The organism is Pseudomonas sp. 11/12A, assembly GCF_000800055.1.
In the GTDB taxonomy this organism is placed as follows: domain Bacteria; phylum Pseudomonadota; class Gammaproteobacteria; order Pseudomonadales; family Pseudomonadaceae; genus Aquipseudomonas; species Aquipseudomonas mohnii.
The window spans coordinates 4,310,636-4,333,585 of the sequence record NZ_JUGV01000001.1 but is presented as its reverse complement, the minus strand read 5'-3'; the positions used below and the strand labels follow the sequence as shown (position 1 = coordinate 4,333,585).

At 60.3% G+C, this 22,950-nt stretch carries 17 protein-coding genes; 2 read left to right on the top strand and 15 right to left on the bottom strand.

Annotated elements, in window-relative coordinates:
• Positions 1-35 precede the first annotated feature (35 nt).
• The 15 genes from GQ39_RS19900 to yaaA form a co-directional block, all read right to left on the bottom strand.
• A complete protein-coding gene (locus GQ39_RS19900; protein ID WP_047532902.1) occupies positions 36-860 on the bottom strand; it encodes an SDR family oxidoreductase in 825 nt (274 codons plus the stop codon).
• Between the two features lie 35 nt (positions 861-895).
• Entirely contained in the window at positions 896-1,360 is a 465-nt protein-coding gene (locus GQ39_RS19895; RefSeq protein WP_047532900.1) for a hypothetical protein, read from the bottom strand.
• 249 nt (positions 1,361-1,609) lie between these two features.
• Positions 1,610-3,061 carry a mannose-1-phosphate guanylyltransferase/mannose-6-phosphate isomerase gene (locus tag GQ39_RS19890; protein WP_047532898.1) on the bottom strand — a complete coding sequence of 484 codons (1,452 nt, stop codon included), beginning with the start codon at positions 3,059-3,061 and terminating at the stop codon, positions 1,610-1,612.
• 101 nt (positions 3,062-3,162) lie between these two features.
• Entirely contained in the window at positions 3,163-3,819 is a 657-nt protein-coding gene (locus GQ39_RS19885) for an alginate O-acetyltransferase AlgF (RefSeq protein WP_047532897.1), read from the bottom strand.
• 17 nt (positions 3,820-3,836) lie between these two features.
• Positions 3,837-5,012 carry an alginate O-acetyltransferase gene (locus tag GQ39_RS19880; protein ID WP_047532894.1) on the bottom strand — a complete coding sequence of 392 codons (1,176 nt, stop codon included), beginning with the start codon at positions 5,010-5,012 and terminating at the stop codon, positions 3,837-3,839.
• Positions 5,013-5,023: 11 nt separating this feature from the next.
• The gene (locus tag GQ39_RS19875) at positions 5,024-6,589 is read right to left on the bottom strand and encodes an MBOAT family O-acyltransferase (protein WP_047532891.1); all 1,566 of its coding nucleotides are present in this window, start codon (positions 6,587-6,589) and stop codon (positions 5,024-5,026) included.
• 212 nt (positions 6,590-6,801) lie between these two features.
• Positions 6,802-7,923: a mannuronate-specific alginate lyase gene (locus GQ39_RS19870; protein ID WP_047532887.1), complete on the bottom strand. Its 1,122-nt coding sequence runs from the start codon at positions 7,921-7,923 to the stop codon at positions 6,802-6,804.
• An 8-nt stretch (positions 7,924-7,931) separates the two neighbouring features.
• On the bottom strand, positions 7,932-9,383 hold the full coding sequence (locus GQ39_RS19865) for an alginate O-acetyltransferase (RefSeq protein WP_047532884.1): 1,452 nt from the start codon (positions 9,381-9,383) through the stop codon (positions 7,932-7,934).
• 10 nt (positions 9,384-9,393) lie between these two features.
• Complete coding sequence (algG, locus tag GQ39_RS19860; protein ID WP_047532882.1) at positions 9,394-10,983, bottom strand: mannuronan 5-epimerase AlgG; 1,590 nt, start codon at positions 10,981-10,983, stop codon at positions 9,394-9,396.
• Between the two features lie 26 nt (positions 10,984-11,009).
• Positions 11,010-12,491 carry an alginate export family protein gene (locus tag GQ39_RS19855; protein WP_047532880.1) on the bottom strand — a complete coding sequence of 494 codons (1,482 nt, stop codon included), beginning with the start codon at positions 12,489-12,491 and terminating at the stop codon, positions 11,010-11,012.
• Positions 12,488-14,011, bottom strand: a complete 1,524-nt coding sequence (algK, locus tag GQ39_RS19850) for an alginate biosynthesis TPR repeat lipoprotein AlgK (protein ID WP_177329332.1) — start codon at positions 14,009-14,011, stop codon at positions 12,488-12,490. The genes GQ39_RS19855 and algK overlap by 4 nt, the downstream gene beginning before the upstream one ends.
• Before the next feature lie 9 nt (positions 14,012-14,020).
• Complete coding sequence (locus tag GQ39_RS19845; protein ID WP_047532876.1) at positions 14,021-15,190, bottom strand: alginate biosynthesis protein Alg44; 1,170 nt, start codon at positions 15,188-15,190, stop codon at positions 14,021-14,023.
• Positions 15,191-15,226: 36 nt separating this feature from the next.
• The gene (gene alg8 / locus GQ39_RS19840; protein WP_047532874.1) at positions 15,227-16,708 is read right to left on the bottom strand and encodes a mannuronan synthase; all 1,482 of its coding nucleotides are present in this window, start codon (positions 16,706-16,708) and stop codon (positions 15,227-15,229) included.
• A gap of 95 nt (positions 16,709-16,803) precedes the next feature.
• Complete coding sequence (locus GQ39_RS19835; protein ID WP_047532871.1) at positions 16,804-18,120, bottom strand: nucleotide sugar dehydrogenase; 1,317 nt, start codon at positions 18,118-18,120, stop codon at positions 16,804-16,806.
• An 823-nt stretch (positions 18,121-18,943) separates the two neighbouring features.
• Complete coding sequence (gene yaaA / locus GQ39_RS19830; protein ID WP_047532869.1) at positions 18,944-19,723, bottom strand: peroxide stress protein YaaA; 780 nt, start codon at positions 19,721-19,723, stop codon at positions 18,944-18,946.
• A gap of 178 nt (positions 19,724-19,901) precedes the next feature.
• On the opposite strand from yaaA, the gene GQ39_RS19825 reads away from it, so the two are divergent.
• Together GQ39_RS19825 and GQ39_RS19820 are read left to right on the top strand one after the other, a co-directional pair.
• On the top strand, positions 19,902-21,026 hold the full coding sequence (locus tag GQ39_RS19825) for a polysaccharide deacetylase family protein (protein WP_047532867.1): 1,125 nt from the start codon (positions 19,902-19,904) through the stop codon (positions 21,024-21,026).
• Between the two features lie 358 nt (positions 21,027-21,384).
• Positions 21,385-22,779 carry a PhoH family protein gene (locus tag GQ39_RS19820; protein ID WP_047532864.1) on the top strand — a complete coding sequence of 465 codons (1,395 nt, stop codon included), beginning with the start codon at positions 21,385-21,387 and terminating at the stop codon, positions 22,777-22,779.
• Positions 22,780-22,950 lie beyond the last annotated feature (171 nt).

The window sequence follows — 22,950 nt, the reverse complement described above, 5'->3', positions numbered from 1 at the left end:
AGCGAGGCTTGCCCGCGAAGAACGATAACCCGGTCTCAGAGCTGCCCGCGCAATCCGAACCGCTTCATCAAGCCTGATTCCAGCAGGCCCTTGGGTAACAGTCCGGCCATCAACGGCAATGCCCGGCTGCCATTGCCCAGGCGTAACAGTCGTGGCGGCTTGCCTTGCTGCACAGCCTTGAGCACTCCGGCGGCAAATTCGCTGGCGGGTGTCGGATTGTCCTGGGAGGCCCTGGCCCGGGCGCGGATACCTTCGCGCAATGGAAACCACGGCGATTGCTCACTGATCAGTTGTTCGGCTTCGTGGCCCGCATTCTTGGCGAAACTCGACGCGATGGCGCCCGGCTGAACCTCCATGACCCGCACGCCAAACGGCGCCAGTTCCATGCGCAAGGCATCGCTCAAGGCATGCACCGCCGCTTTCGAAGCACAGTAGGCGCCGGCGAATGGCGTCACCAACACGCCGGAGACGCTGCCGATGTTCAGCACCAGGCCTTTGGCCCGGCGCAACACCGGGAACAGTGCGCGGGTCACGCCGACAATGGCGAACACATTGGTTTCGAACTGACGCTGCATCGCCGGCACACCGCCGTCGAGCAGCGGCCCCATGGCGCCATAACCGGCGTTGTTGATCAGCACGTCGAGGCCACCGTGTTGCTGGTTGATGCGCTCGCTCAACTGTTCGAGCGCCTGGCCATCGTTGACGTCCAGTTGCACGGCGGTGAAACCGGCGGCGGTCAGGGCTGCCACGTCTTCAGGCTTGCGGGCGCTGGCCCAGACTGTGTAGCCGGCAGCCTTGAACACATCGGCCAGGGCGCGGCCGATGCCGCTGGAACATCCGGTAATCAACGCAACGGGCATGGCGCGGTCCTTGTGCAAAAAAGTGGGGGGAAGGCTCAGTCGGAGAAACTACCCTGCAAGCGCTCGGCGCGAAATTCCAGGGTTTCCGGGCGGTAGCCGGGGCGCAACGGCGGCAGCGGCAGACAGTCTTCCCAGTTGCCACCGGCCTGCAATTCGCCCGGGCCACGGTAGCGTGGGGCGGTGTACTGGTTGTCAGCAAGGTTGACCGTGTCGCCCGGCGCGTAGGCCGCGACGCGCCAGCGCAGTTCGGTCAGCGGCACGTCGTTGCCATTGTTCAGGGTCAATTGCAGCGGCCGGTCGGCGGGGCAGTGTTGCGGTGCGTAGCTGATGCGCAATTCAAGACGCTCCAGTTGCTTGAGTTCGCGATGGTCCATCCAGATCACCCACGTGGCGACAATACCCAGGCCCACGGCGGCGGCCATGGAAACGGGCAGCGCTTTGGCCGGATAGCGCAGTAGCAGGATCAGCCAGGTGATGACGAGCAGGACACCGATGAACATGACGCGCAAACCTCGGAAGCAGAGATGAGCATCCTACCTAAGCGTAGGTGAGGTTGGCGATGGGCAGGATTTTGGCGGTGGGTGTCATAGCCTCATCGTCGGAACGCCGCCCGGAGCCGGCTCGCTCCTACAGGTCTTGCGTTAGCTTTGTATCCCGGGGTTGCGTGAAGAACCAAAAAAGCCCCAGCCCAACCCGCTGCGGATGGGGAACGCAGCGGACGGGGCGGGGGCTTTCAGTTTTTCCGAGGGTTACTGCGCGATGGTCTTCACCGACACGCCACGCTCGATCGGGGTGGAGCGACCGTAGATATCTTCAAACCGCTCGATATCGTCTTCGCCCAGATAACTGCCCGATTGCACTTCGATGATCTCCAGTGGAATCTTGCCCGGGTTGCGCAAACGGTGAACCGAGGCAATCGGAATGTAGGTCGACTGGTTCTCGGTGAGCAGGAACACGTTCTCGTCGCAGGTCACTTCAGCGGTGCCACTGACCACGATCCAGTGCTCGGCGCGGTGGTGGTGCATTTGCAGTGACAGGCACGCACCCGGCTTGACCGAGATGTGCTTGACCTGGAAGCGACCGCCCATGTCCACCGAGTCGTAGGAGCCCCACGGACGATAGACCTCGCAGTGGTTCTGGGTTTCGCTGCGACCCTGTTCGTTGAGGGTGTTGACCATCTGCTTCACGCCTTGGACCTTGTCCTTGTGGGCGATCATCATGGCGTCCTTGGTTTCGACGACCACGATGTTTTCCAGGCCGATCACCGACACCAGTTTGCCGTTGCCGTGGATCATGCAGTTGCGGCTGTCCTGGATGACTACATCGCCTTTGGTGACGTTGCCGTTGGCGTCTTTTTCGTTCACTTCCCACAACGACGACCAGCAGCCGACATCGCTCCAGCCTGCGGTCAACGGTACGACGCAGGCGCGCTGGGTTTTTTCCATCACCGAGTAGTCGATGGAGTTGTCCGGGCAGCAGGCGAAGGTAGCGGCGTCGATGTCGACAGTGTCGGCATCCTGCTCGCTGCGTTCCAGGGTCAGCAGGCAGGTGTCGTAGATGTCCGGATCGTGCTTTTTCAGTTCTTCGAGGAAACGGCTGGCGCGGAACAGGAACATGCCGCTGTTCCAGAAATAACCGCCGGACTGGACAAACTCGGTGGCGCGTTTCACGTCGGGTTTTTCGACGAAGTGCGAGACGCGGCTGACACCTTCGGGCAGCAGCGAGTCGTTGGTCGACTTGATGTAGCCGTAACCGGTTTCCGGTTTGGTGGCCGGCACGCCGAACAGCACCATTTCGCCGTTTTCGGCGGCGACCGTGGCCAGCGCCAGGGCGCGTTGCAGGGCTTTCTGGTCTTCCAGCACGTGGTCGGCGGGCAGCACCAGCATCAACTCGTCGCGGCCTTCATTGACCAGCATCATCGCGGTCAGGGCCACGGCCGGTGCAGTGTTGCGACCGAACGGTTCCATCAGGATGCGCTGGGTTTCCAGTTTGCGCGCGGTCAGTTGCTCGTTGACGATGAAACGGTGGTCCTTGTTGCAGACCACGATCGGCGTGTCCATGCCTTCGAACACCAGGCGCTCCAGGGTTTGCTGGAACAGCGTGTGCTCCCCGGTCAGGGCCAGGAACTGTTTCGGGAATTGCTTACGGGAAAGCGGCCAAAGACGTGAGCCGCTACCACCTGACAAGATCACCGGAATCATGTTGTTACTCCTTTTAAATGCAGTTGGGAGCTGCAAGCTGCAAGCGGCAAGTTAGATGCACTTCTCTTGCAGCTTGTGGCTTGTAGCTGATAGCTCGCGCGTTAGCGCGTCGAAACCGGGCGTTTCACCCAGACTGGCGACAGGCTGCTGCCGTTGCCGGTGACGTACAGCACCGCAGCCTCACCGCGTTCCAGGGCGACCGGTTTCACGTCGCCGACTTTGGTGGCGCCGTCATACAGCGCCAGGCTGACTTTCACCGGGTTGATTTCACGTTCGCCACGACCTTTGGGCGCAACGTTGGGCACCACATCGGTCTTGCCGTCGGCGGTCTTCAGGGTCAGTGCCTTGTCGCTGAGGTTCTGCACCCGTACCAGGGATTTCTGCTTGTTCTTGAACGGCGGCTCTTCGATCAGTTGCGGTGCGCCACTGGCGTTGTTGACCAGGGTGTAATAGTGATCGCCGGCCAGTTTCACCGGCAGTGTCTGGCTACCGACCTTGGCGCTGTAGTCACCGCCCGGCATGAAGCTGAAGTCACTGCTGGACAGTGGTGCGACATCGCTCAGGCTGGTGCTGCCGACGGTGGAGCTGACTTCGGCGTTGCTGGCGTTGTAGATCCGTACGAAGGTCGAGCCTTTCGGTGCGGTCGGGCCGTAGAGTGCGGCGTCGCCACCGGCGAAGGCGTGCATCGACAGAACGCTCATGCCAGCAACCAGTGCGAAGGTCTTGGCGAGACGGCGAGGAGTAGTCGTGAAAGTCATGGAAGTACCTCTCTCTTTCAGTTTTGCGCCCGGTCGGGCGTCTCGGATTTAGTGTTGATTGCTACGTTTTGTTGGCGCGCGCCGGCTTGTTTAAGCTCTGCGACCCACTGCGGGTCGGCGTCACCGATTTCGTTATTCACAGGCAGATATCGTTCGGGAAATTCCCAGATCAGCACTTGTGGCGGGCTGTTCTTGAAAGCGTCGCTTTTGAGGTAGCTGAGCATCGGCAGGATCGGGCCGTGGCCGTCCTCGGCGTAATTGACCACGTCGCTGCGCAATGCTTGTTTCAGCGCGCCCACGAAGTTCCAGTTGGGGTTGGCGCTGTAGCTGGTACCGATCAGTGCCACCGGCACTTCGGTGTTGGCGAACAGGGCATCGTCACTGGCCGGCGGGTCGCCGGCCGCCACGGTGTTGCGTTTCTGCAAAGGCTCTTGCGCCGGCATCAGGTTTTCGAACAGCGGGTCCAGCGGCAGGAACAGACGCAGGTCGCCCTTGTGCGTGACTTTCTCCGCAGGCTCGGTGACGAAGTTCTGCGGTTCGCCGCTCAGCGGGAACTTGTCGGCAATGGTCCTGGCCAGCTTGTTCGCCGCGATTTCGGCGCCTTCCGGGGTCCAGTGGGTGTCGGTGCGCAGGAACACTTGCTTGCCGTCACGTTTGGCCGCTAGCAGCGGGCCCAACAAGTCAGGTGCCGGAATCCGGTCGGCCGCCAGGCGCTGGTGGAAGTCCTTGTAGAGGTTGCTATGGATGCTCGCCGGTTTCACCTCACCGAGGTGTTCCGGGTAGAGGCGCACCTTGGCTGGCACCACTGCCATTACCAGTTGCACGCCTTTGGCTTTCAGGGTCTGGCGCACACCTTCGACCAGCGCGTAGTTGCCTTGCAGGTTCAGCTCTTCGTTGACGATCGGGTGGAATTCTTCATCGCTGTACAGCCACTGGTCGCGACCGAGCACCACGCCCGGACGACCTTCGTTGAACAGCTTGAAGTCCAGCGCCGCCCAGAGGTTGGTGCCCAGGCGCTTGATCGGAAACTCGTCGTCGTAGTGCGTCTCTACCGCCTTGGTCCAGCGACCGTTCAGCACGGTGGCGTCGGCGTTGGTGCTGAAGCCGAAGAAGCTGCGCGTGGACCACAGGCCCAGGGCCAACAGGGTCACCAGGAACAGGGCGATGTAGAAGATGCGTAATGAGCGGGTCATGGTCAGATCCCTCAGAACTGGAAGTAAAGGAACGGCGAGAAGCTTTGTGCCGAGAGTTTGAGAATCGAGGCGATGAACAGCAGCAGCACCAGGGCGCGCATCACGTAGCGCGACCAGTCGGCGGTCCAGTAGGCCGGTTGCACCTGGGCTTCAACCCCGACGGTGTAGCCAGGCTGATGGATGCTCGCCGGGTTATCCCCAGGCGCGGCCTTGATCAGGCCCGGTTCGGCGGCGGCCGGACCGTCGCTGTCGACGTTCACCACAGGCTTGGTCTTCACAGGCGGCTGGTTGGTGTAGAAGTCGCGCAGGCCGAAGAACGCCAGGGTCACATACGCCACGATCAGCGTTGCCACTTGCAGGCCGGTGAGGCTGGCCTGGTTGAGTTCCGACAGCGACCAGTCGCCGAAGCTGAACATCGCGCCGTACATCCGGCCGGCGACGTGCAGGTTTTCCGCGCGGAAAATCACCCAGCCCATCACCACCAGCAGGAAAGTCAGTGCCCAGCGGATCGGGTTGAAACGGCGTGGCGAAGTGTTCAGGCCAATGGCTTTTTCAATCGCCAGCCACATGCCGTGCCACGCGCCCCAGACGATGTAGGTGATGTTCGCGCCGTGCCACAGACCACCGAGCAGCATGGTCAGGAACAGGTTGCGATAGGTCATCAAAGTGCCTTTTCGGTTGCCGCCCAGGGTGATGTACAGGTAGTCGCGCAGCCAGGTCGACAGGCTGATGTGCCAGCGCCGCCAGAACTCGGTGATCGACTGGCTGACGTAAGGCTGCTTGAAGTTTTCCATGAAGCGGAAACCCATCATCAAGCCCAGGCCGATGGCCATGTCGCTGTAGCCGGAGAAGTCGAAATACAGTTGCGCGGTGTAGGCCAGCGCGCCGAGCCAGGCATCACCCGTGGTCGGGTTTTGCAAGGCGAAGCAATGGTCGGCCACCACCGCGAGGGTGTCGGCGATAAACACCTTCTTGATGAAACCCTGCATGAACCGCGTGCAGCCCTCGGAGAACTTGTCGAGGGTGTGGGTGCGGTTGTTGAACTGGTCGGCCAGGTCACGGAAGCGCAACACGGGGCCGGCGATCAGGTGCGGGAAGATCGCCACGAATGCCGCGAAGTCGATCAGATTGCGGGTCGCCGGCGTGTCGCCACGGTAGACGTCGATGATGTAGCTGATGGACTCGAAGATGTAGAACGAAATCCCGATCGGCAACAGCACGTGGGTCAGGATGAACGGCTCCAGGCCCACCGACGACATCATCGCGTTGATGCTGTCGACGCCGAAGTTGGCGTATTTGAAGTAGCCGAGGATGCACAGGTCAACGGCCACGCCGAGCAGCAGCCAGCGCTGCGCCGGTTGGGTCCGCACGCCGGCGGCGCCGACTTTCAGGCCGATCCAGTAGTTCCACAGGGTGACCGCGGCGAACAGTGCCAGGAAGTCCACCCGCCACCAGGCGTAGAACACGTAGCTGGCGATCAGCAGCAGCAAGTTGCGATAGCGTTGCCCGCTCAGGTAGTACAAGCCGAGAAAGATCGGCAAGAACAAAAACAGGAACACGTTGGACGAAAAAACCATCCCGATCTCTCCTTGTTTAACCACAGTCAAGGGCCGCAGCCCCCCCAAACCCCCCCACCAAAAACCGGGGGGCGTAACACACAAAAACTCAAACTCGACACCGACCCTGTGGGAGCGGGCTTGCCCGCGATTGCAATCTGACATTCAACATTGATGTCGACTGACCCACCGCTATCGCGGGCAAGCCCGCTCCCACAGGGTTATATGTTTGCCTAAGAACCTTTGCCTTTCTCATTGGCCGGGTCATAGACCCTGGTCAGGTCGCCGCCGAGGCGGAAGGTCTTGAACGGCTGCATCCCGTGCTTTTTCTCCAGCACGTCCGGCGCACAGGTGTAGAGGGTGCAGAACGGTTCGAGCCAGGCGAATTTCATGTCCTCTTTCAAGTCGGTCATGTCCTGTTCCTTGCCGTTCTTTTTCTCGAACGCGTCCGGGTCTTTCACACCGGCGAGTACGCGATCAGCCAGGCGTTTGAGCGCGCCGTTGTTTTCCTGGCGCAAATCCACACCGTTGACCTGGGCGAAACTGGCGATCATCGCCAGCGGTGGCAGGGCGTAGTTGTGGTAAGCCAGCGCCCGTTGCTGGCGCTTGAGTTCGTTGGGCAGGAAGCCGTCGGCGTCGACCTGGTTGGCGCCGACCTTGTATTCCTTGACCGCCCAATCGAACAGGTCGCGGCGGTTGGTGGCGATGGAGGTGGCCATCACCGACCAGGCGGCCCAGTACGAGTGGTTGTTGGTTTTGTCCAGCGGCAGGTTGTCCCAGTCGCTGACCACCTGATCGGCCATCTTGCTGAACCAGGCTTCGATCAGCTGCGACTCCTGCTGATGGCTGGCCAGCGGATGGGAGTCGGAAAACTTCAGGCGAATGTACGCGGACGCCATGCTGCCCAGCGCCCATTTGCGCATCGACTTGCCGGTATGGTTGAAGTCCTTGGACATCAACGCATCGGCCTTGGCCCAGGCCGTCAGCCAGTTGAGTGTGCATTCCAGTTGTTCCGGACGACCGTCACGCATGAACTGCATCACCCGTTTGCTGGTGCCGCGCTCCAGTTTGGTGATGTCGGCGGTGCTGTCGCGGAACGCTTTTTCCGATTGCACGTTCAACGTGGCGCGGGCCTTGTCCGAACCTTCGTACTTGCTGCGAAATTGCAGCGAACCGGTGTACGGCGTCGGCATCGCTTCGCAGCCTTCGCCCTTGTCGCCGGTCTTGAGTTTTTCGATCGGTGCGAAATAGCCCTGGGGCGGGCGCAATGGCGCCGCAGCCTGAGTAGCACCGGCGAACATCGCCAGGCTCAAAAGCGTGGGTGCCAACAGGCTTTTCAGTTTCGGATTTCGCATGGCAGACCTCATTGCCCGGCCTGAGCGGTACGTTGCTCAGCGCTCGGGAATACGTTGCGTTTGCAGATTTTCGCTTCGACTTTTTGTGGCGCGGCATCCGTTTTTTCAGGACCCTGGATTTCGACGGCCAGCAGATTCTGCGAGGCCCAGTCTTCGTCCGTGCGCAACTCGAAGGCGAAGCGCCCGTCAGTGTCGGAGGTTTCCGGTTTGTCGATCTTGATGTCCTCGTGGCGCCCGTTCATGTACCAGAGGGTGGCTTGCAAGGTTTTCACCGAGGTGTCGGCGAAGCGGATGTCGACCTGGTGACTGCTGTTTTGCAGGTTCAGGTTTTTGCTGTTGACCATCAATTCGTTCTTGCCCGGCTTCAGGGTGGTGCTGCCGGACATCTGTGCTTCCTTGCCTTCGCAACCGTTGTCCAGCAGCGCCATCATCTGGCGGTAGATGGTTTCCTGGTCGAGGCGATAGAGCGGCGAGAATTCCCAGATGAGAATTTTCGGCGGGTTCTTCTGGAATTCTTCGCTGCCCAGGTACTGCAGCATCGAACCTTCCAGGCCGCCGCCGGGGAACGCCACGTTGAGAATGTCGGCGCCGATGGCCTCTTCGAGGAAACCGGCGAAGTTGTAGTTCTTGCCGCTGTGGCTGGTGCCGACCAGGGTGATCTCCGGGTTGCCGGAGTCGCCGAACAGATCGCCATCGCCTGCTTCGCCCTTCGGCTCGGTGGTGAATTGATCCATGTACTGGATCGCGTAGCTGGTGCCACAGAGTTGACCCGCCATGTTGTGCAATGTTCCGGTCTTGCCCATGCGACCCGACTTGTGGGTCTCGAACTCACGCTTGGGAATGTCCGCGTACTCGGGCAATTGCTTGATTTTCTCGGCGACGATTTTTGCCGTGCGCTGGGCACCGTACGGCGTCCAGTGCTGGTCGCCACGGAAGTAGAAGTCGTGGGCGGGCAGGGTGTCTGGCAACGACTCGTTGGTCAGCGGCGACAGGTCCGGCACTACGTAACCCATGGCGGCGAAACGGCCGAGCATGGTCTTGTAGTTTTTCAGTGCCTTGTCGAAGTCGAAGCTGGCTTTTTCCGCCGGGTTCAACTTGTTGCGGTTCACCAGGCCACGGGTCGGCTGGTAGACGACCACCAGTTCCACGCCTTTGCTCTTGAACGCGTCGTGCAGTTGCTTCATGCGTTTGTAGCCGGCAGGCGTGGTGTCGAATTCGGTGCGCAGGTCTTCCTGGGTACGGAACAACCAGTCGCCCTGGGCCTGGACCAGCGTGGTGAAGTTCTGCTGATAGCGTGTGGTGTAGTTCTTCGCGTCGTGGGCCGCCGGGCACAGGCTGCAGCACGGCTCGGCGGTGAAAACGGGCGCCTTGACGTCGTCGGCACGGGCACCGCTGGCGGCCGCCATCATCCCGAGTGTCAGGCCCGACAGGCTGAGTAATTTGATCAAGTGTGGGTGCATAAAATTATCCTCAGTCCTGCATTTCGGTCTGGCGTTCGACAGGGTCGATCAGCACGGCTTTCTGCTGGCGCACCAGCAGGTCGAGAATTTCATCCTGGCGCTCGCCGAGAATCCCCGAGAAGCTGATGCCGCTGGATTTGGTCGGTGCGAGCATGGACACGCGGTACAGCTCGACGCTCAGCGGCGAGTCGATGGACAGCGGCCCGCTGCCATTGGCCGCCAGTTCACCGCCGACCACGATCAGCGACACCTGGGCGTCGAACGGGTCGAGCTTGATGTCGCGGTCGGTGTTGGTCAGGTCCTTGATGTGGCCGTAGACACCGGTCAGGCCGTTGGCCATGGCGATGTTTTCGTAGAGGCGGATGTTCACGCTGTTACGAATGCGGATGCCGTGGCGCCGGTTGCTGATCACCTTGTTGCCCCACAACAGGTTGTCGGCACTCTCGTAGAGGGTGATGCCGTCGGTGTGGTTCTGGTAGATCTCGTTGTGGGCGATCAGGTTGTTCACGCTGTTGCGGTCGATCACCAGCCCCGAGAGGTGGTTGTCGTAGCTGCGGTTATTGAAGATGAAGCTGTCGTTGACCTCACGGGAAATAATGATCCCGTGCTTCTTCTTGGTCCCGTACACCGTGTTGTCGGCGATGATCAGGCCGTGTGAACGGTCGTGCGGGTCGATGCCGTAGACGATGTTGTCTTTGTAGGTGTTGCCCTTGACCACGAAGTCGCGGGTTTCGTAGCAGTAGAAGCCGTACCACATGTCCGAGAACTCGGAGCCGACGATCCAGCCGGTCGGTTCAGGGCGCTTGAGCACCTTGGCCATGTTCGGCGTGTACTGGGAAATACTCACGCCGTAGGACTTACTGTTGGCATAACCGAAACTGGCGATCTTGCTGTTGGCGATGTAGGTCTCGGTGCCGCCCCAGGACAGCAGGAACGGACGGAATTCCTTCGGCGAAGCGAACGTCGCCGGGCCGTTGTCCTTCTCGCGCCAGCCGGTGATTTTGGTATCACGCACGAACAACTGGCCGTCGTTGACCAGGAACGAGCCGGCCTCCTGGGACAGGCGCAGTTCCCGGGTCTGCTTGTCGATTTCCAGAATGCCGTGGCGACCGACCACGATCGGCAGCTTGGCGAGGAACACGCCCGGCGCGGTTTCGATGACGTACTTGGGCAGCTTTTTCGCCACGTCCTTGAGGTTCATGTAGCCGTCGTCGACGAAGATCGCCTGGGGGATGCCGTGCTGACGCACCACCCATTCGGCCATCTTGTTGTCGCCGCCGATGAAGTCCTTCAGGGCGTCTTCCTGCATCATCCGGCGCACGCTGATCTTGCCGGCCTTGCTGCGCACGATTTTCGCGGCGATGGCTTCGGCGGTGTAGCCGGAGATGTCCGGCAATTTCGGTGTGGCCAGTTCCAGCGGCGCGGTCGGTGCGCTGCTGACGGTGTAGGTCTTGGCTTGTTGCAGTTCCTTGGCCATGGTGACCGGTTTGGCTGCCGGCTCCACACTGGCCGACTCTGCATTGGCGAACCCAGTCGCACTGGCCAGCAGCAAAGCGCCGGCCAACAAGCTGATCGAGCCTTTTCGGGCTTGATGATTCATCTGGGGAACTCCCTTCGCGGTGTGCATCAGAAGCGCCAGATCACGTCGATGAACGCGCGGTGCATGTAGGAGTCCACCTGGCTGCCGTAGGCATCGCCGGGCTTGAACACGCCGCCACGGAAACGCACCAGGGCCGATGGCTCGTCGATCTTCTGGCTCAGCGCTGCTGGTAACAGGCCTTGCTTGAAGTACTTGGTGACCACCAGGTCCATTTCCTGACCCATGTCTTTCTCGCCATCGTTCAGCGGCAGGGAGGTGGTGGAGAGCACGGCGCCGGTGACGTCGTCGGTGTTGTCCTGCACCGCATCAATGCCGTTGCTGCCGACCGGCTTGTTGCCGTCGACACGCCAGAACTTGTGGTAGATCAGGCTGGCGTCGTACTCGTCGTTGAGCATCCACGAACCGAACAGTGTGGCGGTTTGCAGGTTGTTCATTTCGCCACGGAAGGCCTCGCCGAAACGGTGGACCCGCGAGCGTGTGCCGGTGTAGTTCGAGCGGTTGCTTTCCAGGCCGTTCTGTTCGTAATCGGCGCTGGCCCGGGCATAGGCCGCACCGACTTGCCATTGCGGATCGAGGCGCAGACGCACACCCAGATCGGTGGCCCAGCCGCTGACATCGCCGCTTTGCTTGGCTTGCGCGGGCGCGGTGCCATCGGCGTTCAGCGGGTTGACCGTATCGCGGTCGCCGCTCATGCCGGTGACGCTGCCCCAGTAATTGACCGTGTTGGTGTTGCGCCAGTTGTAAGCGTCGCTGTTGGCCTGCAGGCCGATCCAGCTGATGTCGCCGTTCTGTTTTTTGTCCAGCGAATCGCTGGGAACACCCGGTTGCGCATAGTCGAGCTTGCCGTCGTCGTGGGTGTGATGACCGCGAATGCCGACCCATTGACCCGGTGTCCACTGGTACTCGGCCTCGGCGTAAGCGTGCAGGCGATCCTTGTCCTTGGGCGCCAGCTCTTTCAAGTCGGTGCGGTACTCGCTGAAGCGTTCGGCGACACCGGCGTTGGCGCGCAGCAGGGTGGTGTCGAAGGTCCAGTTCACGGCTTCGATGTTGGTGTCGCGCCACTGTCCGTCGTCATTGTGCAGGCGCTGGCGCCCGACTTTCAGGATCTCGCCGGGGTAGGGCGTGAAGCCGCTGTAGCCGACCCAGAACTCGCGCATCGCCAGGTAGTTTTTCTTGGTCACGCGATCATTGTTGCTCGTGTTTTCGGTGCCTTCGGACTGTTGCAGGGTGTCGGTTTCGATGATGTCGGTGGACGTCACGGCCTGACCCATGGCGTAGGCGCTCCAGGCGCCGCTTTCGCCATAGACCCATGGACGCAGGTCGAGACCGACACCGTTGACGTCGCCGCCGGGCTGGGTGCCGAGGTCACGGTCGTCTTCGGACTGGCCGGTGATTTTCACGTCGAGGCCGAAGTTCTTGGTTTCGGTGATCGCCGCCAGTGTCGGGCAGGACCAGATCAACGCGAATGTCAGGCCAATACCGGCCTTGACGAATGGATTCAACTTCATAGGGATTCCTCGCCGTCTTCTTGCAGGGCGTGCAGTTGCAGCGTGTTCTGGCTCAAGGCACCGCGAGTCGCCTGTTCCTGTTTCAACAGACGCTGGGCCTCTTTGATCTGCGCAGGCGGCAGTTGGGCTTCGAGTGTTTGCGCAAGCTCGGTGGCTTGCGGGGTGTTCTGGACCTTGGCCAATTGGCTGAAGACATAGGCATTGAGCGGGTCAGGCTTGGTGCCCTTGCCCTGGGAAAACAATTGGGCGATGGCGAAGTCGGCGCTGTTCTGGCCGTTGCGGGCCGCGGTCAGCAGATGGTCGAGGGCCTTTTGCGGATAGACCTTGCCCAGGTAGCCACGGCGATAGATCTGGCCGAGGTAATAATCGGCGGCGACTTCGCGGCCGACGGCTTTCTGGAAGTGTTCTTCGGCGACCTTGGCGTCGACCGGAACCATCTTGCCTTCGTAGTAGAGCTTGCCCAGCAACAGTTCGGCGCGCGGCTGGTCGGCGGCGCGGCCGTTGTCCAGGTACTTCATCATCTGGTCGACGTCGCCCAGTTCCGGGAAGTCGTAGAGCAGTTGCGCCAGGGTGACCCACGATGCCGGGTAACCCGGAGCGATGGGCTCGAGCAGCGACTGCGCGGTTTTTTCATCGGGCGTGCCGAGGGTCGAATCCGCCAGCACACGGGCAACGCTGTCGACCCGTTGCGCGGAAACCGTGCCGCGAGCGTGAGCGGCTTGCAGCTGCTTGATCAGTTCGGCCTGTTGCTCGGGCTTGGCCTGTTTCTGATAGACCGTGGCCAGCTCGACGTAGCAGATGTCGGTGGTGTTCAACGCGGCTTTGCAGATCGTTGCCACTTCGTCCAGGTGCTGGTCGTAAGTGCCCTGTGTGCGATAGAGCAGCACCTGCGCCAGACCCGCTTCCGGTTTGCCTTCGGCGCGCCATTGGCTGATCTGCTGCTGGGCATTGATGTTCGGGAAGCTGTGCGGGTATTGCAGGTACAGCATGGCCAACGGGATCAGGGTATTGCCTTCGCCATTGGCGGCGGCTTTTTTCAACAGGCCTTCGGCTTCGTGTTGCTCGGCTTCGGTGGACCCTGGCTTGGCCACCAGCAAACGGCCCAGGCGTGCTTGCGCTCGCGGCGAAACGCTGGCCGCCGCGCGGTAGGTCGCTTCGGCCTGTTTCATCTGCGCCGGGTCACGGCTGTCGACCTGAATGTCAGCCAGGCCGACTTGAGCCTCGCTGTAGCCCAGGTCGGCCAGTTGCTGGTAGTTCGCCGCCGCGGTGGCGGTATCGCCACGCTTGAGCGCTTCGTTGGCCAGGCGCTGGTCGGGCAGGCCGGCGCAACCGGCGAGGCTGACGGCCAGTGCCAGCGAGCACACCATCAATCCCGTGTGGGAGCTGGCTTGCCAGCGATCAGCCGGGGTCGCGCTCGACCGACTCGGTGTTTCAGGAAAACCGGGTTGATCCCATCGCTGGCAAGCCAGCTCCCACAGGCTTCGTGGTGTTTTCAGGAGACTGATAATGGTCACAGGCATGTCCTCGGCTTAAAGACCAGCGGCCATGGCTTTGTCGATCAGCCAGTTCAGGTTCGGGCCACGGTCGCTGCTCACTTCCACCGGGCGGCCGGCGAGGGTGGTGTCCAGGGCTTCGTCCGGCTGGATCAGGACGCGAATGTCGGACGACAGGTCGGCGCTTTTCAGGCTGGTGCTGCTGACGATCTTGCCTGTGCGGGATTTGTCTTCGCCGGCGATCTGGAAGCGCACCGCAGTGCCTGGCAGCACGTCGCTGAACTGGCGATAGGAGAAGCGCGCTTCAACGTTGGCTTCGCTGTTGCGCGGCACCAGTTGGAAGATCACATCGCCTTTGCTGGCGTACTGACCGTTGGCGACCATTTGCTGGGCCACGGTGCAATCGCACGGCGAAGTGAGGGTGCCGGTCATTTGCTTGCCGAACAGCTCTTCGACCTTGGCCGGTGTCAGTTGATCGTCTTCCAGATGACCCTTGAGCACGTCGAGCATGCTGGTGCTGAAGGTCGCCAGCGGCGCGCCTTTGGCGGCCACGCCATCGGGTTTCAACAGGCTCTGCACGGTGCCGTCGCGGGGCATGGTGATGCTCACGCCCGGCACGCTGACCAGGCCGGCCTGGGCGTGGCTGACGAAATACATGCCGTACACCGACTTGAAGATGAAGCCGAACGCAGCCAGGCCGACGACGAAAATCCCCAGGCTGAAGGTCACGGCTTTCATGCGTCCGAACGCGGTCATGCCATGGCCGCCGTCCTTGACTTTGCGGGCCTTGGTGAAGTTGTCACGCTGCAGCGTCGCCAGCACTTCGCCGATGCTGACGATGTCGCCGGCCAGGTGCGAGGTGATCAGGTGACGCAGGGTCGAGATGTCTTGTTGTTCCAGGTTCTGGAACTGGCAACCGGCGCGACCGCTCTGGCGATCGAAGGAGCGAACCTGCAACTCGACGTCCATGGCCAGGCCGAGGTTGTCGATCACGAATTGCAGGCGCGCCTTGTACACGTCGCCGATCTTCAGCGGCAACTGGCCGGCATTGAAGGCCAGGCCACCGGCGGAGAGGTCGAGCACGCGTGCTTCGACCGGCGTGCGGTCGGGCCCGAAGAAGCGCAGCTTGGCCGGGATTTTCACTCGGGCGTGTTGGCGCTGGGCTTCGGATTCATGCACTACGTTGGCGTTGACGGCGGTATTCATAGGGGCGGTTTCCTGGTTAATTCAATAAGGGGGCGGTCAGACCATCATCAGCAGCACGGCGACGAAAATGCTGCCGGCGGAGAAGGTCATGGTCCGAGACGACCAGGTGTTGAACCAACGTTGAAAGCTGGCGAGATCACGGGTCAGAGAAGTGGGCTGGCGAGTCCAGGACTGTTGGTCGAGGCGGAAGAACACGTAGATCTTCACCAGCGCGCCGACGATCTGGTTGTAATAGAGAATCGCCGGGTACGCCGGGCCGATCCGGTGACCGGAGCAGGACAGCAACAGGGTCAGGATCAGGCGGGTGATACCGATCCACAGCAGGTAAACCAGGATGAACGCGGTGCCGTACTTGAAGCTGGCGATGATCGCCACGGTCAAGCCCAGCAGGGAGGTCCACATCGACACGCGCTGATCGAACAGCACCACCGACGTGAAGAGACCGAGGCGCTTGACCCCCAGGCCCAGGGCACGCGAGTTCTGCCGCAGGTTGTTGCCGTACCAGCGGAACATCAGCTTGCGGCTGGCCTTGATGAAGCTCTTCTCGGGCGGGTGCTCCACGGTGTGGATCGCGGCGTCCGGCACGTAGAAGGTGTCGTAGCCCAGGCGCATCAGGCTGAACCAGCTCGACTTGTCGTCCCCGGTGAGGAACTTGAAACGACCCAGGCGCCAGTGTTGCAGCGAGTCGCTTTCCACGTCGGCGATGAAGTCCGGGTTGGTCACGACGCTGGCGCGGAACACCGACATGCGGCCGGTCATGGTCAGCACGCGCTTGGACAGGGCCATCGAGCACATGTTGATGTGGCGCTGGGCGAAACGCAGCTTGTGCCATTCGCTCATGATGTAGCCGCCGCGCACTTCGCAGAACTCATTGGTGGTCAGGCCGCCAACGTTGCCGAACAGCTGGAACCACGGCACGGTCTTGAGCACCACGCCCTCGGCGAGCACGGTGTCGCCATCGATCACGGCGACCACGGCGCGGTCATCCGGAAGGTGACGGGAGATGGCGCGGAAGCCGTAGGCCAGGCCGTCACGCTTGCCGGTGCCGGGAATGCGCACGAAATCGAGCTTGACCCGGGCCGGTGGATTCATCCGGTTCCACAGGCTTTTCACCAGCAGCTCATCGGACATTTCCACGATGGAGCAGACCACGGTGGTCGGCAGGCCGCAGTCGATGGCTTCACGAATCACCGAGCTGTAGACCTGCGCGGTGGTCAGGGCGTCGATGCGGAAACTGGTGACCATCAGAAATACATGGGACGGGTCTGCCGCTTTACCCAGCTTGCGCACTTTGCGCCGCAGGTGCGGGTAGACCACGTACAGAAACAGCATGCCGCGCAGAAAGTGCGTGGCCCCCATCGAGTAGCGCCAGATGCCGACGATACCGATCAGGAAAATGAAGTCCTTCGACTCGGAGTCGAACGTGGACACAGGCAACGCCATGGCGATGCCCATCAATAAACTCAGATAAAACAGCCAACCGGCGGCCTGGAGTAGGCCGTGCTTTAGCCTGTGCATAATCGGAATCCTAAAGTCAGTTGAAAGCTTCAAGCCTCAAGCAGCAAGTGAGGAGCGCTTAACTTGCCGCTAGAAGCTTGTCGCTTATTGCTGCTTTACCAGCAGATCCCTTCGGTGCGGCCGCTGACGCTGGTGGCCTTGGACATGAAGCCGACCAGGTCGATCACCTGCTTGCCGTGAGGAACGTTCTGCACCAGGGCGCGGAATTTCTCGTCGCGGTTGCCGAGGATGATCACGTCGGAGTTGTTGATCACGTCGTCGAAGTCGGCGTTGAGCAAGGACGAGACGTGAGGGATCTTCGACTCGATGTAGTCCTTGTTCGCGCCATGGACACGGGCGTATTCGACGTTGCTGTCGTAGATCTTCAGGTCGAAACCTTTGCCGATCAGCATTTCCGCCAGGTCCACCAGCGGACTCTCGCGCAGGTCGTCGGTACCGGCCTTGAAGCTCAGTCCCAGCAGGGCGACTTTGCGTTTGTCGTGGCTTTCAACGATGTCGAAGGCGTTTTGCACCTGGGACTCGTTACTGCGCATCAACGAGTTGAGCAGCGGCGCTTCCACATCCAGCGAGCTGGCGCGGTAGGTCAGGGCGCGAACGTCCTTGGGCAGGCAGGAGCCGCCGAACGCAAAGCCCGGGCGCATGTAGTACTGGGACAGGTTCAGGGTCTTGTCCTGGCAGACCACGTCCATCACTTCGCGGCCGTCGACGCCGACGGCCTTGGCGATGTTGCCGATCTCGTTGGCGAAGGTCACCTTGGTGGCGTGCCAGACGTTGCAGGTGTACTTGATCATCTCGGCGACGGCGATGTCCTTGCGGATGATCGGCGCGTCGAGCTCTTCGTACAGCGATTGCAGAACGTCGCCCGAGGCCTTGTCGAATTCGCCGATGACGGTCATTGGCGGCTGGTCGTAGTCGGCGATGGCGGTGCTTTCGCGCAGGAACTCAGGGTTAACGGCGACACCGAAATCGACACCGGCCTTCTTGCCGGAGCAATCTTCGAGAATCGGGATGACCACGTTGGCCACGGTGCCTGGCAGCACGGTGCTGCGGACCACGATGGTGTGGCGGGTGCTCTTGTCGCGCAGGACAAAACCGATTTCGCGGCACACCGCTTCGATGTAGTTCAGTTCCAGATCGCCGTTCTTCTTGCTCGGCGTGCCGACGCAGATCATCGACAGGTCGGTGTCACGAATCGCCTCGGCGAAGTTGGTCGTGCCACGCAGACGACCCGTCTGGATACCTTGCGCCAGAAGTTCGCCCAGGCCCGGTTCAACGATCGGCGATTTACCGGCATTGATCATATCGATCTTGTCCTTGGCAACATCGACGCCGACAACGTCATGGCCCCGTGCAGACAGGCATCCGGCACAGACTGCGCCGACATAACCCAAACCAAATATGCTGATGCGCATCGCAATTACCTCTCTATTATCAAGCCTGTATTCATCAAGCCATTAGATGGCTGGAGTTAAGGGTGTTTCAGCGGTCATAGTGCATTCGCAAGTGCGGCTTACAGGCGCAACAATGCCGTGTTCTGGCATATGAATGACGAGTGTCTAAATAAGTGCACTCAAGATGTGCGCAATCGGGCCTTATTGTTATGACGTGCCCTGTTATGCAGCCAATCCACTATTCAGAGGATGTCCGTGCAATCGTCTTGCGCGCTCGATACCAGGCCATGAGCCCGTAAATCAAGCGCTTGGGTGCTCCATTGAGCACGCTTATAGGGGCGCTGCCATGGCCTTGTAGGGGATAGTCATAAAACGTTATCTCCTGTCCGTTGTGTATTGCCCAAATCAGGGATTATTCAGCACAAGTTGATGTGGCAACTTTGCTACATGGATCTCTGTTCTGCGTAAGTTATCTCGTACAAGCATTGTGAGAATCGTTACCGGTGGTATGAGCGGTGCATTCGGACATAGTTCCGACCCGCTGATCATGAATTCTGAAATTTCTTGAAATATTGAGAAAGATGGCACTGCTTTCATATTGATAGCACTTGCCGTTTGGCCCTTTATATATAGGCGATTTATTGGGGGGGATAGTTTTTTGCCACTACCGATAAAAAATTTCAGTGCCACTACTGAAAAAAATCATCAAAGTCGAGTGAAACTAAAGTTATAAATCGGCGTGATGTATTTTTGGCGCCATGAAAATGGCGAATGTGGCGGGAGAATTGTGGGGGCTCAATGGGGGCGCATGACGGATCTGAGCGTCATGCGCCACCCCGGCGTTTCAGTCTGGAGCGTGATCGCGCAGGAACACCAGATTGTCCGGTTTAGACTGCTCGGCGCTGTAGCGATAGCCCTGCACGTCGAACTGTTTGAGGGCGGCCGGGTCGTTGATGCGTTCTTCGATCACGAAGCGACTCATCATGCCGCGGGCCTTTTTCGCATAGAAGCTGATGATTTTGTACTGACCGTTCTTCAGGTCCTTGAACTCGGTGTTGATAATGCGCGCCTTCAGGGCGTTGCGCTTGACCGCCGAGAAGTACTCGTTGGAGGCCAGGTTCAGCAGCACGTCATCACCCTGGTCGGCCAGGGCTTCGTTCAACCATTCGCTGATCCGCGTGCCCCAGAACGCATACAGATCCTTGCCACGGGCATTGGCCAGCTTGGTACCCATTTCCAGGCGGTACGGTTGCATCAGGTCCAGCGGGCGCAGCAAGCCATACAGGCCGGAAAGCATGCGCAAGTGTTGCTGGGCGTAATCGAAATCGGCTTCGCTGAAGGTTTGTGCATTGAGGCCGGTATAAACGTCGCCCTTGAACGCCAGCAAGGCCTGTTTGGCGTTTTCAGGGGTGAACGCGGGCGTCCAGCTGCCGAAACGCGCGGCGTTGAGCCCGCCGATCTTGTCGGAGACATGCATCAACTCGCTGATCTGCGCCGGTGTCAGTTCGCGCAATTGCAGGATCAGTTCCTGGGAATGGTCCAGGTATTGCGGCTGGGTAAAGCGCTGGGTCGCCGGCGGTGTTTCGTAATCGAGGGTCTTGGCGGGTGAAATCACCATCAGCATGAAGTCGTCTCCTTTAATCGTGGGGGCGATTCTAGGGGGTTGTCCTGGTTGACTCCAGCTATCAAGGCCATAGGTGATGATCGGTGGCGTTGCACAAGGCCCTGTGTGCGAGCCTGCTGCGGGAGTTGTGACTGGATCGGCTATAGTGCCGCGCGGGTTTTGTTATGGAGACATCCCATTGCGCATCGTTTTTCTTTTTTCGGCCTGGCTCTTGAGCTTCGGGGCCATGGCGGCGCCGGGTGATGTGGCGACCCTTGATCGCAGCATCTGGCCTGAACAACTCGGCAACCCGACGCTGTTCGACGTCGCGTCACGCGCGGAAATCCTGATGTTTGGCCGGGTGCTACTGGCCAGCGAAGCCCTGGACGAACCTGCACTGGCGCAGCGCCTGGGCTTGCGCACGGTCAACCTGGCGTCGATCAATCATGTTCGCCAGCGCCTATGGCTGCGTCTGTTGAGCAGCTACAACTTCGCCCAGCAGAGCTGCGACCAGGATGCGTCTTTCTGTTTCCTGGTCGAGGACATGCCCACCCTGCGCGAGCAAGCCGCCAAGTTCCAGATCAGCGAGGACAGCTACTACATCAAGTGGGCCGAACCGAGTCGCCTGTTTCATTCCCAGTACCTGGACGAGCAATTGCGCAAGGCCGCGCTGTTTCCGCAAACCAGTAGCGAAGTCGATCGTTTCGGCGACTTTGAGCGCAATGGCGACGAGATGCACGACCGGCTGTTTCTGCTCACCTTCGACAGTGCCGCCAATGCCATGCCGGACAACACGGACTGGGTCACCGAGTACCTGCGCAAGTCGAACATGAGCGGCACGTTCTTCGTCCTTGGCAAGGATATCCAGACGCGTCTGGCCGAGCGTTCGGTGGCGAGCCTGCAATCGACCTACTCGATGCAGTGTGTCGGCGTACAGGGTTGGGAGTTCCGCTCCCACAGCCATTGGCAGGACTGGCAGGATTCGGTGCGGCGCAGCGCCGAGCTGGTCAAAAGCAAACTGCCGGAGAATTACGTGCCGCTGTTTCGCCCGCCCGATGGCCAGCGCCGTTCCGACGCGCAAGGTTTCTTCAAGTCTCAGGGGTTGCGGGTGGCGTTATGGGACATCGATGCCCAGGACGGCGCCGGCAAGCTCAAGGCCAGCCAGAGCGCGCAACGGGTGCTGACCCTGATGCTGCTGTGGCGTCATGGCGTGATCAATTTCAATGTGAAACAGGATGGGGTGAAAACGGCGATGCCCTGGCTGATTACGCAAACGGCGCAAAGCGGGATCGGTTGGGAAGACTGCCAGAACGGGTTCCAGTGAAAAGCCGGAGCGCGTTTCGCCGGGAAGGGCGAAAGCCCGTAAACATTGGGCGAAGGGCGATTTTGGGAAGGATTTCGATGCAGGCGGACTTCCGACTTTAACGGGGTGATGGCAGTCCGCCAAGTGCTATTGGTCATTCTGAAAAATAAACTTCAAAAAAACGTCAAAGTGCTTTTTTCTGTCATGTGTTTTGGAGTATTACGAAGACAGACCGCCGAAACCTGCAACACAGGTGGCGTCTTCCAAGACCCGTTTGTTTGCAGTCACTTGGATCTCCGCAGGTGAGATTCGGCGGCCACTTCGAGGCGCGGCACCGCCAAGGTATTGCGTCGACTGGCTCCCACAAAGGTGACCGAGTATGGATGATCACGGACGTAGCTCTTCTTCCAACCAGCCAATCCTTTATGTACTCGATACCAATGTATTGATTCACGATCCAAACGCGCTCCTCAATTTCGAAGAACACCACGTCGCCATCCCGATGACCGTGCTGGAAGAGCTCGACAAGCTCAAGAGCGGGCATCACAGCGTCGCGGCCGAATGCCGCCAGGCCATTCGCCTGATCGACAAGACCCTGGGCGATGCCTCCCCCGAGGACGTTGAACAGGGTGTGCCAATCCAGCGGGGCAAGAGCGGGCCGAAGGGCTTGCTGTCAATTCTGATGAGCAAGCGTGCCGAGCCGAACCTGATTCTGCCCGAGCATCTGAACGACAACAAAATCATCAACCAACTGATCGACCTGCACGCGCGCGATCCGAAACTGCCCGTGGTGCTGGTCACCAAAGACATCAACATGCGCCTCAAGGCCCGCGCGTGCGGGATCGCGGCCGAGGACTACAGCACCGACCAACTGGTTGACGACGTATCGCTGCTGCCCAATGGTTATCACAACATGACCGGTTCCTTCTGGGACCGTGTGAGCAAGGTCGAAACCCGTCAGGACCATGGCCGCACCTGGCATCAGGTGCAACTGATCGACAACTTGCCGGCCGTGCACATCAACGAGTTCATCATCGATGAGCAGGGCTTTGTCGGCTGGATCAAGGAGATCGAAGAAGACAAGCTACTGATTCTGGACCTGCACCAGGAACCCCTGCTGCACCAGGAAGCCTGGGGCCTGAAGCCACGGGACATCTATCAGAGCCTGGCGCTCTACGCCTTGCTGGATCCGGACATCCACCTGGTCAACCTGTCCGGTGCGGCCGGCTCCGGTAAAACCATCCTGGCACTGGCGGCGGCGATCGAGCAGACCATGGTCAGCAAGCGCTACCGGCGGATCATTGCCACTCGTAGCGTGCAGGGCCTGGACCAGGAGATCGGCTTCCTGCCCGGTACCGAAGCGGAAAAAATGGAGCCATGGCTGGGCGCCATCACCGACAACCTCGAAGCCTTGCACATGGATGACGAAAGCACCCATGGCAGCGTCGATTACATCCTCAGCAAAGTGCCGTTGCAGTTCAAATCCCTCAACTACATCCGGGGCCGCAGCTTCCAGCAGAGTCTGATCCTGATCGACGAGTGCCAGAACCTCACGCCGCACCAGATGAAAACCATCATCACCCGTGCCGGCGCCGGTTCCAAAGTGGTGTGCCTGGGTAACCTGGCGCAGATCGACACCCCCTACCTGTCCGCGACCAGCTCCGGGCTGACCTACCTGACGGAACGCTTCAAGGACTTCCCGAACGGGGTGCACATCACCCTGCAAGGAGTGCCACGTTCGATCCTGGCTGAATACGCAGAGTCTCACCTCTAGCTGCAAGCTTTAAGCTGCAAGCCGCAAGTTTCAAGCGAACCAAGTGAACTTCACTTGCCGCTTGTAGCTTGCGGCGTTCCGCTGCTTAAATACTCCCTTCCCGAACCTACAACCGGACTGCGCTTTTCACTTGCCGCTTGTAGCTTGCCGCTTGCAGCTGCCTCAAGGAGG